This is a genomic window from Vibrio sp. 1288 (assembly GCF_033344475.1).
In genome coordinates, this window is the sequence record NZ_JAWPOX010000030.1 from 28,283 (window position 1) to 40,677 (window position 12,395).

10 protein-coding genes are annotated in these 12,395 nt (G+C 49.0%); 6 read left to right on the forward strand and 4 right to left on the reverse strand.

Annotated features, from left to right (window positions below):
* Positions 1–65: 65 nt before the first annotated feature.
* Positions 66–530, forward strand: coding sequence for a transcriptional regulator AsnC (asnC, locus tag R8O11_RS18895; RefSeq protein ID WP_005389595.1), 465 nt, complete (start codon positions 66–68; stop codon positions 528–530).
* A 66-nt stretch (positions 531–596) separates the two neighbouring features.
* Here the strand turns inward: asnC and prlC are convergent, their stop codons facing one another.
* Positions 597–2,639, reverse strand: coding sequence for an oligopeptidase A (prlC, locus tag R8O11_RS18900; RefSeq protein ID WP_151514517.1), 2,043 nt, complete (start codon positions 2,637–2,639; stop codon positions 597–599).
* Between the two features lie 399 nt (positions 2,640–3,038).
* On the opposite strand from prlC, the gene R8O11_RS18905 reads away from it, so the two are divergent.
* Together R8O11_RS18905 and gorA are read left to right on the forward strand one after the other, a co-directional pair.
* Entirely contained in the window at positions 3,039–3,878 is an 840-nt protein-coding gene (locus R8O11_RS18905) for a 23S rRNA (adenine(2030)-N(6))-methyltransferase RlmJ (protein WP_005379158.1), read from the forward strand.
* 259 nt (positions 3,879–4,137) lie between these two features.
* The gene (gorA, locus tag R8O11_RS18910; RefSeq protein WP_005379157.1) at positions 4,138–5,493 is read left to right on the forward strand and encodes a glutathione-disulfide reductase; all 1,356 of its coding nucleotides are present in this window, start codon (positions 4,138–4,140) and stop codon (positions 5,491–5,493) included.
* Between the two features lie 80 nt (positions 5,494–5,573).
* On the opposite strand, the gene R8O11_RS18915 is transcribed toward gorA, so the two are convergent.
* Positions 5,574–6,479: a LysR family transcriptional regulator gene (locus R8O11_RS18915; RefSeq protein ID WP_029817042.1), complete on the reverse strand. Its 906-nt coding sequence runs from the start codon at positions 6,477–6,479 to the stop codon at positions 5,574–5,576.
* A 120-nt stretch (positions 6,480–6,599) separates the two neighbouring features.
* On the opposite strand from R8O11_RS18915, the gene xapA reads away from it, so the two are divergent.
* The gene (gene xapA / locus R8O11_RS18920) at positions 6,600–7,424 is read left to right on the forward strand and encodes a xanthosine phosphorylase (protein WP_005379149.1); all 825 of its coding nucleotides are present in this window, start codon (positions 6,600–6,602) and stop codon (positions 7,422–7,424) included.
* Positions 7,425–7,528: 104 nt separating this feature from the next.
* Here the strand turns inward: xapA and R8O11_RS18925 are convergent, their stop codons facing one another.
* Together R8O11_RS18925 and R8O11_RS18930 are read right to left on the reverse strand one after the other, a co-directional pair.
* A complete protein-coding gene (locus R8O11_RS18925; RefSeq protein WP_054579536.1) occupies positions 7,529–8,140 on the reverse strand; it encodes a bifunctional 4-hydroxy-2-oxoglutarate aldolase/2-dehydro-3-deoxy-phosphogluconate aldolase in 612 nt (203 codons plus the stop codon).
* 9 nt (positions 8,141–8,149) lie between these two features.
* Positions 8,150–9,526 (reverse strand): GntP family permease, encoded by a 1,377-nt coding sequence (locus tag R8O11_RS18930; RefSeq protein WP_005478622.1) that lies wholly within the window; start codon positions 9,524–9,526, stop codon positions 8,150–8,152.
* 153 nt (positions 9,527–9,679) lie between these two features.
* On the opposite strand from R8O11_RS18930, the gene R8O11_RS18935 reads away from it, so the two are divergent.
* Positions 9,680–10,204 carry a gluconokinase gene (locus R8O11_RS18935; protein WP_005467756.1) on the forward strand — a complete coding sequence of 175 codons (525 nt, stop codon included), beginning with the start codon at positions 9,680–9,682 and terminating at the stop codon, positions 10,202–10,204.
* Entirely contained in the window at positions 10,204–12,000 is a 1,797-nt protein-coding gene (gene edd / locus R8O11_RS18940) for a phosphogluconate dehydratase (protein WP_262640183.1), read from the forward strand. The genes R8O11_RS18935 and edd overlap by 1 nt, the downstream gene beginning before the upstream one ends.
* Positions 12,001–12,395: the final 395 nt, after the last annotated feature.

The window sequence follows — 12,395 nt, forward strand, 5'->3', positions numbered from 1 at the left end:
TGTGAATCCTATCCGCTATGAGTATAAAAGGGAGGTAAAACTCTATCCCTAACGGAAATCATAGTATGAATGCGAGCCTGCCGAAACTCGACGACCTTGACCGCGCAATATTAAAAACACTGATGGCTGACGCCAGAACGCCCTACGCAGAAATGGCAAAGCAGTTCGATGTCAGCCCTGCCACTATCCATGTGCGTATCGAGAAGATGAAGTCGGCTGACATCATCGAGGGAACGGAGGTGATCATCAATACCAAAAAGCTTGGCTACGATGTGTGCTGCTTTATTGGTATTAACCTCAATGCAGCTCGTGATTACCACTCCGCGTTAGAAAAACTCAACGCGCTCGACGAAGTCGTTGAAGCTTACTACACCACGGGCGCGTATAACATATTCGTCAAATTGATGTGCAAATCGATTGAAGAGCTGCAATTTGTACTGATCGACAAGCTGCAAGCCATTGATGAGGTTCAGTCCACGGAGACATTGATATCGTTGCAGAACCCGATCAACCGCAACGTAAATCCGTAAAATTTTTTATAAAAACTGTACAAAAAAGGCCAACCGAACGGTTGGCCTTGATGTTTTTGGCTCAATTTACGCCGCAATACCCGAGTGGCGCAACAGTGCATCGATTTGTGGCTCGCGGCCACGGAAGCGCTTGAACAGCTCCATTGGCTCTTCACTGCCCCCCATTTCTAGGATGTTGTTCAGGAAGCTTAGACCCGTCTCTTTGTTGAAGATGCCTTCTTCTTCAAAGCGAGAATACGCGTCTGACGACAGCACTTCAGCCCATAGGTAGCTGTAGTAACCCGCACTGTAGCCACCAGCAAAAATATGGCCGAAGCTGTGTGAGAAACGCGCCCACTCAACCGCAGGAACTACCGCGACTTTCTCTTTCACTTTCGCCAGAGTTTCCAGTACACGCGCACCCACTTCTGGGTCATATTCAGTGTGAAGCGTGAAATCGAACAAGCCGAATTCTAGCTGACGCAAAATACCCATCGCAGATTGGAAGTTTTTCGCTGCGAGCATTTTGTCTAGCATCGCTTTCGGTAGCGGCTCACCTGTCTCATAGTGACCAGAAATGAACGCCAGCGCGTCCTCTTCCCAACACCAGTTTTCTAGGAACTGACTTGGTAGCTCAACCGCATCCCAAGGCACGCCATTAATACCTGAAACAGCACCTGTATCAACTTGCGTCAACATGTGGTGGATTCCATGACCAAATTCATGGAATAACGTCACGACTTCATCGTGCGTGAACAGTGCTGGTTTGTCGCCCACTGGACGGTTGAAGTTACACGTTAGATACGCAACCGGCGTTTGCAGCTCGCCAGATAGCGTAACGCGACGACCACGACAATCATCCATCCACGCGCCGCCACGTTTGTGTTCACGAGCGTAGAGATCTAGGTAGAAGCTGCCACGGAGTGTGCCTTCAGCATCAAAGATATCGAAAAAGCGCACGGACTCATGCCAAGTGTCTACGCCTTCGCGCACAGTAACGGTCATGCCAAACACGCGGTTTAGCACTTCAAACAGACCGCTCACGACTTTTGACTCTGGGAAGTATGGGCGCAGTTCTTCATCCGAAATTTGGAACAGGTGCTGCTTTTGTTTCTCGCTGTAGTAAGCGATATCCCAAACGTTCAGCTCTTCAACACCAAACTCACTTTTCGCAAACTGACGTAACTCTTCGACTTCACGTTCACCTTGCGGTTTCGCTCGTGTCGCTAGGTCATTCAGGAAGCCCAGCACTTGATCCGGCGTTTCAGCCATCTTTGTTGCTAACGACTTTTCACTGTAAGTATTGAAACCTAGCATACGTGAAATTTCATGGCGCAGTTTTAGCTGCTCAGTAATGATTTCTGAGTTATCCCATTTGCCTGCGTTTGGACCTCGATCAGAAGCGCGCGTCACGTACGCTTCGTACACTTCTTTACGCAACTCTTGGTTATCGCAGTACGTCATGACAGGTAGGTAAGATGGGATATCTAGCGTAATGAGGTAACCATCTAACTCTTTTGCTTCTGCGGCAGCTTTCGCTGCTGCCAGCGCCGATTCTGGCATACCTGCTAGGTCTTTCTCGTCTGTGATGTGCTTGGTCCAACCCATGGTGGCATCCAGCACATTGTTAGAGAATTTAGAGCTCAGCTCAGACATACGTTTGCTGATCTCGCCGTAACGGTGCTGCTCATCGGATGGCAAACCAATGCCTGATAACTCGAAATCACGCAGTGCATCAGTGATGGTTTTCTGCTGGGCACGAGTTAACGTTGCAAATTCTTCGCTCGCTTTGATGGTTTTGTACGCTTCGTACAACCCTTTGTGCTGACCAACCCAAGTGCCGTACTCTGACAAAATTGGTAGGCAACTTTCGTAAGCTTCACGTAGCTCTTCGCTGTTCACTACCGAGTTCATGTGACCCACTGGCGACCAGATGCGGCTTAAGCGATCATCCGCTTCTTCAATTGGCGCAATCACACTGTCCCAAGTTGGGTGAGCGTTGTCTTGTAGAACTTCATCGATTTTTGCTCGGCAGTCAGCAATCGCTTGCTCAACGGCAGGCTTGATGTGTTCTGGTTTAATTTGAGAAAACGGAGGTAGGTCCGTAAACGTCAGAAGAGGATTAGACATGAATAATTCCTTTTGTGTTTTGACTCTGTGATTGCCTGTCTATTTTGTGCAGATAGGCCAACTCAATGTACAGACGAGCCAGCAACATGGATTGGGGGAGCTCCGTTCCCTTTCTCTATGCCGCGATGACCATCATATAGTCAACCAGCGCTACTCTGTCCTTGAGTCTTGTTATACCTAAATGAAATTTCACACCCTTTTGAGTGCGAGAAACTCACCTAGTTCAATTCGATTACCAATAGTAAGTGTGGGTGACTTAAAGAAATTTCAATAGCGTCCCCTTATCAGAGGAACAGATTTGATTGGAAGTTCTACATCTTTAAGTTACTTGAGTATAATACCGCCATAGAGTGAAAATCACAGACCACACTCAGCCAAAGAGTGTTTCGAGAGTTTAATTTGTTAAGTTACCGCCACAGCTTCCACGCTGGCAACCATGCCGACGTGGTCAAACACATCGTTCAAAGCCTCATTCTTGATGCGCTGAAACAAAAAGATAAGCCATTCGTTTATCACGATACCCACTCGGGTGTGGGCCGTTACGATCTGACTCACGAATGGTCTGAAAAAACGGGCGAATACAAACAAGGCATCGCACGTATTTGGGATAACCCAAGCATTCCTGAAGACATCAAAAGCTACATCGATGCCATTAAAGTGCTCAACAATGGCGAGAAGCTGCGTTACTACCCAGGCTCACCACGTGTGGCGCGCGCGCAAATCCGCCCACAAGATCGCATGGTGCTGACCGAGTTGCACCCGGCCGATCACCCATTGTTAGAGCAAGAATTCCATCGTGATCGCCAAGTGAGCATCTTCAAAGAAGACGGATTCCAACGCCTCAAAGCAAGCTTACCGCCACAAGAGCGTCGTGGTTTGGTGCTGATTGACCCACCATACGAACTCGCGAAAGAGTACCGCGATGTGGTGCGAGCGATTCATCAGAGCCATAAACGTTGGGCAACCGGTATCTACGCGATTTGGTACCCAGTGGTAAACCGCCACGACATCGAAGATATGATCGAAGGCTTGGAAGCACTGGGCATTCGTAAAATTCTGCAAATCGAGTTAGGTGTTGCACCAGATACCAACGAGCGCGGCATGACGGCATCCGGCATGATTGTGATTAACCCGCCCTGGAAACTGGAAAGCCAGATGAAAGAGATTCTGCCATTCCTGCAAGACGCGATCGCACCAGCAACTGGCCACTGGAAAGTGGACTGGATTGTGCCAGAGTAAGCACTTCAGTACTGATATCTTCAAGCGCAACGATATTCTCGTTGCGCTTTTTTATGCTCTCACCTTCTCCCTCCAATCGTGCTTATTCTTCTTTTTGTGCCTCTCATCGCTATTTGTCATAAGTATTGTCGCTTTTTCCCATTTAGGAATTAGTCGAATTCGATTTATGATAGTGGGATAACGGTGGCATTGAGTTCGGGCAAGGTCATCCCAATCTATCTATGTACCAGATAAAATTTATAAGCTCTTGGAGAAAGTAATGGCGACTCATTTTGACTATATCTGTATCGGTGGCGGCAGTGGCGGCATCGCATCTGCAAACCGTGCGGCGATGTACGGCGCGAAAGTTGCGCTAATCGAAGCTCAAGACCTTGGCGGTACCTGTGTCAACGTAGGTTGTGTACCGAAAAAAGTGATGTGGCATGGCGCGCAAATCGCAGAAGCAATGAACCTGTACGCAGAAGATTACGGTTTTGATGTCGACGTGAAAGGTTTCGACTGGAGCAAACTGGTTGAGAGCCGTCAGGCATACATCGGTCGTATTCACCAATCTTACGATCGCGTTCTTGGCAACAACAAAGTAAACGTGATTAAAGGCTTTGCTAAGTTTGTTGACGAAAAAACTGTCGAAGTAAACGGTGAACACTACACAGCAGATCACATCCTGATCGCGGTTGGTGGTCGTCCTACTATTCCAAACATTCCAGGCGCTGAATACGGCATCGATTCAAACGGCTTCTTCGACCTAGCAGAGCAACCAAAACGCGTTGCGGTTGTGGGTGCTGGCTACATCGCAGTTGAAATTGCTGGCGTACTGCACGCGCTAGGTACAGAAACGCACCTGTTCGTACGTAAAGAGTCACCACTGCGTAGCTTCGATCCAATGATCATCGATACGTTGGTTGAAGTGATGGACGCAGAAGGTCCAAAACTGCACACCCACTCTGTACCAAAAGAAGTGGTAAAAGAAGCCGATGGCAGCCTAACTCTGCACCTAGAAAACGGTGAAAGCCAAAACGTTGACCAACTGATTTGGGCAATCGGTCGTCACCCTGCTACAGACGCAATCAACCTAGCGTCAACCGGTGTGGCAACGAACGAAAAAGGCTACATCAAGGTAGACGAATACCAAGAAACCAACGTGAAAGGCATCTACTGTGTGGGTGACATCATGGAAGGCGGTATCGAGCTAACGCCAGTAGCAGTGAAAGCGGGTCGTCAACTTTCTGAGCGTTTGTTCAACAACAAACCAAACGCGAAGATGGACTACGATTTGGTACCAACTGTGGTATTTAGCCACCCACCAATCGGCACTATCGGTCTAACGACGCAAGAAGCGGAAGAGAAGTACGGCAAAGACAATATCAAAGTCTACACGTCTGGCTTTACGGCGATGTACACCGCCGTTACTAAGCACCGTCAACCATGTAAGATGAAGCTTGTATGTGCGGGCGAAGAAGAAACGGTTGTTGGTCTGCACGGCATCGGTTTCACGGTAGATGAAATGATCCAAGGCTTCGGCGTAGCAATGAAGATGGGCGCAACCAAAGCAGACTTCGACTCTGTTGTGGCTATCCACCCAACGGGCTCTGAAGAGTTCGTAACGATGCGTTAATTACGCGCTAATCTCATTACTGATTTCAGTGAATCATTTGAAAAGGTCATCTTAGGATGACCTTTTTTGTTATCCCATGCTTAACTCGCATTCTCTAATAATGTGCGAATAAACTCGGCTTTAATAGCACTCTCCTGCTTACCATCATGAATCAGACACAAGTCTGCACGCAGTGACTCTTTCAGCTTGATAAAACGAATCCCATGCCAATGATGCTGAGAAAACGTCGACGGCACCAACGTCACGGTATTGCTGTTTGCCACATACGCCATCAAAGTGCTTGGCTCCACCACTTGTTTGCCAATATGGGGTGAAAAGCCTTCTTGCAGACAGGCATTGATGATGAAGTTTGCCGAGGCAGAATTCGCCAAACTCATAAACGCAAACTCACACGCCTTTAAATCTTGGAGCCGCAGCAAAGATTTGCTGGCTAACTCATGTTGCTCCGACACCGCCACCACAAACACATCTTTGCCCAAAGATACCGACTGATACGGATAAATGTTGAGTGCATCGGCAAAACGCACAATGCCTACATCGATTTTCTTCTCGCTCAGATGTTTCTTTTGCGTCTCTGGGTTGAGGTCAAAAATGTCGGCGTGATAAGAGTCATGCTCAGCATGGAAGTGCTGTAACAGACGATCAAATCCGCCCCAAAATGCGCTACTTACCACACCAACTCGCAAAATGTTTCTCTGGTTCAAGCCCACTTGCTGCACTTGATTGAGCGAGACATCCAAGGTCTGAAAAATCAGTTGGCATTTGGACTCCAACAATCGCCCGGCCTCCGTCAGCATGACGTTTCTTGAATCACGCTCAAACAGTTTGACGTTAAGCACTTCTTCCAACTCTTTGATGCGATTGCTCAACGGCGAATTGGTGATATTAAGGTTCTCGGCGGCCTTAGTGAAATGCTTGGTTTGTGCGACCTCGTAAAAGTAACGCAGCATCTTCAGCGTCACGCGCTCAAATGGTTCTGACTTCATAATTGAGTCCTAGCGAATTTCATCATCCTCTTTTTAAGGATGATAGTAGCGAATAAAGCAAAGATAACCAGCGCAGAAAGTCACACAATGGAATCAACACACAACCAGAAGGTGACTAACATGAATCACGATCCAGTAATCGGCGCACTACAAACCATTCGCGAACGCAAACCAAACTTCCAACCTAAAGCGGCGTTTATTTTAGGCTCTGGCTTAGGCGTATTGGCAGACGAGCTACAAGACAAAGTGGTCATTCCATACGAAGAGCTCGAAGGCTTTCCGGTTAGCACCGTGCAAGGCCACTCTGGTGAGTTGGTACTTGGCACCATGGGCGGCGTAGACGTAGTGTGCATGAAAGGTCGCGGTCACTACTACGAACACGGCTCAATGAAGGTCATGACAACACCAGTACGCACCTTTAAAAAGCTGGGCTGTGAGTTTTTGCTCGTCACCAACGCGGCAGGTTCACTTCGCCCTGAGCGTATTGATGTCGGCTCTCTGGTGGTATTTCATGATCACATCAATACCATGCCTGAATCGCCAATGATCGGTCCGAATGATGAAGAGTACGGCCCGAGGTTCTTCAGCCTCGCCAATGCGTACGACAAAGACCTGCGCGCAGAAGCGTTTGAAGTCGGCAAAGCCAATGGCATTCACCTCAATGAAGGTGTGTTTGTCTCTTACACAGGCCCCAATTTTGAGACCGCAGCCGAAATCCGCATGATGCAAATCATCGGTGGTGATGTGGTGGGCATGTCGGTCGTGCCAGAAGTGATTTCTGCGGCGCATTGCGGCTTACCCGTATTGGCAGTGTGTGCGATCACCAACATGGCAGAAGGCTTGGGAGATGTAGAATTGTCTCACGCCCAAACATTGAAGTGCGCGAAGCTAGCCGAAGCAGATTTCATTCGCTTTATTAAGCGCTTTATGAAGCATCACTTCTAAAGCCGTTTCATTCCAAAAGCAAAAGGGTCATCAAGTAACTTGATGACCCTTTTTTGTGTCACGTTTTCTAACGTTCGGGGGTATTTCGGAGCCGTTTGTGCGTTTTACTTAACTGCACGAACCAATTCAGCAATGCCTTCCCAATCGCCGTTGTCCATCATTGCGGTTGGCACCATCCAAGTACCGCCACAAGCTACAACCGATTTCAGCGCTAGGTAATCTTCCACGTTGGATGGGCTTACGCCACCTGTTGGCATGAATTCAACTGGGTAAACCGCCGTGAGTGCTTTCAGCATGCTTACGCCGCCTGATGGCTCAGCAGGGAAGAACTTCAACGTACGCAGACCCATTTCCATCGCTTGCTCAACCAAGCTTGGGTTGTTTACACCCGGTACGATAGTCACGCCACGTTGCTGACAGTATTTCACTGTGGTTGGGTTGAAGCCTGGGCTAACGATAAAGTCCACGCCCGCTTCGATCGCGATGTCCACTTGCTCTGTTGTCAGTACTGTACCAGCACCGATCAGCAGTTCTGGGTACGCTTCACGCATAATGCGGATCGACTCAGCCGCCGCTTCAGTGCGGAATGTCACTTCCGCACATGGTAAACCGTTTTCTACCAACACTTTTGCCAGTGGCAGAGCGTGTGCTACGTCGTTGATTGCGATAACTGGGACGATTTTGACTTCTCTTAATCGTTGTTCAAGTGTTGTCATGGGGAACCTCTAAAGAATAAAGCTTAATGTTGCGACGATAATAAACGCGATACCGCCAAGTAACGTTTCCATTACCGTCCAAGTTTTTAATGTGGTTTTCTCATCCATCTCAAGCAGACGAGATACCAACCAGAAACCAGAGTCATTGAAGTGAGACAGTACCGTTGCACCACCCGCAATCGCGATTACGATAAAGCAAAGGTCTAGTTCACTCAAACCTGTTGATGCAGCCACAACTGGCGCGATAAGAGCCGCCGTAGTGGTTAGCGCTACGGTTGCCGAGCCTTGAGCAACACGCAAACAGGTTGAAATCACAAACGCCGCCACAATCACAGGCATACCAGTGTCTGTAAGAACGTCAGCCAGCGCATCACCAATACCGCTTGAGCGCAGTACGCCACCAAACATGCCACCAGCACCCGTTACTAGGATAACGCCACAGATTGGAGCCAATGACTCACCACACAATTTTTCTAGTTTTGCCATGCCGTAGTCTTTGGCAAACACAGCCAGACAGACAATCAAAGTAATCAGCAACGCGACTGGGGTTTTACCTAGCATACGTAGGAACTCAACCAGTGCCGTTTTGCCATCAATCAAACCTGCAACCGCCAGTGTGTTCAATACCGTATCCAAACAGATTAGCAGGACTGGCAGCACAAGGATGGTCATAACCGTGCCAAATTTTGGTGCGTTGCGCTCATCCACCATCGCTTCGCCATTAAAGAAGGCTTTAGATAGTGGGATATCGAATTTTTTGCCCGCGTACAAACCAAATAGGTAAGCGCCAAGGTACCAAGTTGGAATAGCAACCAAAATACCCACCACCAATAGCAGACCGATGTTTGCGCCAAGGAATTCTGCAGCTGCAACCGGACCTGGATGTGGTGGAACAAACGCGTGCATAACCGCAAAAGCACCGGCTGCAGGCAACGCGTATTTAATTGGCGAGCCACCAAAACGAGCCGCCACACTTAGGATGATTGGCATCATCACTACAAGGCCTGCATCGAAGAAGATTGGGAAGCCAAACAGTAATGAAGCGACGCCCAAAGCAAATGGTGCGCGCTCTTTACCAAAGCGACCAATCAAAGTGTCTGCCAGCACTTTCGCACCGCCAGTCACTTCAAGAATTTTACCGATCATCGCACCAAGACCAACCAGCAATGCCACGGAAGCCAGTGTGCCGCCGAAGCCGCCCATCATGGTCGATACGACTTTCTCAGAAGGAACGCCAGTGGCGATTGCTGTGCCTAAACTCACCATAGTAAGGGAAGCAAAAGCATGGACTTTCAGTTTAATGATCAGAACGAGTAACGCTGCAATGGCAAGGCCTGCAATCGTCAGTAGGAACGTAGGATCTGGGGCTTGGGTTAATTGCTCCATAGGTTCACCTTTAAGAATTATTGTTTGTGTTATGGTTCACATTTATTTCAGTTACCGGTAACATGTTACCGATAACATGAATAAGATAAACCCATATTTTAAAGTGAATTCAAAAATTGAGATCACGCGCAAATTTGGTTATGAGGATAAGTTATGGCTGGTAGTAGTGTCATCGTTATGGGCGTTTGTGCTAGTGGTAAAAGCACAATTGGTGAGCATCTAGCGAAAAAGCTAGGGCGTAAATTCATTGATGGTGATGATCTTCATCCACGAGCGAACATTCAGAAAATGGCATCGGGCCAGCCTCTGAACGATGATGATCGCAAGCCATGGCTAGAACGCATTCGTGATGCGGCGTACAGCCTAGAAAGCAAAAACGAACACGGCATTATTGTCTGTTCAGCACTGAAAAAGATTTACCGCGATCAGATCCGCGAAGGCAACGACAACGTGACCTTCCTGTTCCTTGATGGCGATATGGAGTTGATCCTTAATCGCATGCGTATGCGCAAAGGCCACTTCATGAAAGAAAACATGGTGAAGAGCCAATTCGAGACACTAGAGCGCCCAGACAACGAGCCTCAAACTCTGATCGTCAGTATCGACGGAGACATCAGCGACGTGGTGGAACGCTCTGCCGCTGAGCTAATCAAAATGCAAGCGATCGAGGTGGCGTAATGACTCACTCTGTTGTTCTTGAGGTCACACAACGTTTGACCGAGCGCAGCCGTGAAGCGCGCGCTGCCTTTCTTACTCGCACCGAAGTGCAAGCCGAAGCGGGCAAAGGCCGCGTTGGTTTATCTTGTGGTAACTTAGCCCATGCAGTCGCCGCTTCTTGCTCTTCTGAAAAGAAAAATATTCTCGATTTTACTCATGCCAATGTCGCGCTGATCAGCGCCTACAACGACATGTTGAGCGCCCACCAGCCGTACCAAGATTACCCAGTGCAAATCAAACAAGTGCTGGCGGACTACGGCCATACAGCGCAAGTCGCAGGTTGTGTGCCAGCGATGTGCGATGGGGTGACTCAAGGTCAAGCAGGCATGGATATGTCGCTGTTTTCACGTGACTTAATTGCGCAATCAACGGCGTTGTCTTTGAGCCACAATGTCTTTGATGCCACATTACTGCTTGGTATCTGTGACAAAATTGCCCCGGGGCAACTGATGGGCGCGCTGTCTTACGCGCACCTGCCGACTGCGTTTGTACCAGCGGGTCTGATGGCAACGGGCATCAGCAACGAAGAGAAAGTCGACGTGCGCCAAAAATACGCAGCGGGTGAAGTCGGCAAAGACGCTCTGCTGGATATGGAGTGTCGCGCTTACCATTCTGCGGGTACCTGTACGTTTTACGGCACCGCCAACACCAACCAGTTAGTGTTCGAAGCCATGGGCTTGATGCTGCCGGGCGCGGCGTTTATTCATCCCCATACCCAACTGCGTAAAGCGTTAACCGATCACGCCGCTCTGAAAATCGCCTCAATGACGGCGGGTTCTGCACACTTCCGTCCGCTGGCCGAGGTGGTCACAGAAAAGAGCTTGGTCAACGGCATCATCGCTCTACTTGCATCTGGCGGCAGCACCAATCACACCATTCATATGATCGCCGTGGCGCGTGCTGCTGGCATCTTGCTCACCTGGCAAGACATCAGCGATCTGTCGGATGTGGTTCCTTTATTAGCGCGCGTTTACCCGAACGGCCCAGCCGATATGAACGCGCTCCAAGACGCGGGGGGCGTGCCAGCGTTATTGCACCGCTTGAACCAATCCGAGCTTTTGCATCGCGATGTGAAACCCGTGTTTGGTGAATTTGAAGACCAGATAACGCTACCGAGTCTTGTCGATGGACAACTGACTTGGACACCGTGCCAAGGCAGCCAAGACGGTGACGTGATCGCCAAACCGGATGCCACTTTCCAAAATACTGGCGGCACTCGCGTATTGACTGGCAACTTAGGCAAAGCCGTGGTGAAAGTGTCTGCGGTGAAAGAAGAACAACGCGTGATTGTGGCACCAGCGATCGTATTCCAATGCCAACATGAAGTGGAAGCCGCGTACAAACGTGGTGAGCTGAACAAAGATTGCATCGTTGTGGTCACACACAACGGCCCAGCGGCAAACGGCATGCCTGAACTGCATAAACTGATGCCAATCCTCGGCAACGTGCAGAAAGCGGGCTTTAAAGTCGCGCTAGTGACGGACGGTCGTTTATCTGGTGCATCCGGTAAAATTCCGTCTGCGATTCACGTTTCTCCAGAAGCCATTCGTGGTGGCGCGATTGGTTTGGTGCGCAACGGTGATTTGATTCATCTGGATTGCCAAACGGGCGAACTGAACAACTTAAGCGATACCACTGGTCGCGAGTTGATTCATTTCGATACCGAATCGACCCAACAAACTTGGGGACGAGGCTTGTTTAGCGTGATCCGCCAAAACGTCTCTAGCGCAGAAGAAGGCGCAAGCTTTATTGTTTAAGGCGAGAAGAAAAACCTCGTCATTTAGACAAGCCTAAGCAAGATCAGGAATTTAATATCAACGTGCTGTGAAGTCAGAGAAAACACCTCTGCCACAGCACTTTTTGTTGGTAGATTCTGAATCACACTCGTCCCTCGCAGTTCAGAATGACGAGCTTTGAGATTGGCCACCGCTCTTTCTAAAAACGAATGAATCCGTCATTCCGACGAGCCTAGGCGAGATCAGGAATCTAATATCAACGTGCTGTGAAGCCAGAGAAAATCCCCTCTGCTACAGCACTTTTTGTTGGTAGATTCTGAATCACGCTCGTCCCTCGCTGTTCAGAATGACGAGCTTTGAGATTGGCCACCGCTCTTTCTAAAAACGAATGAATCCGTCATTCCGACGAGCCTAGG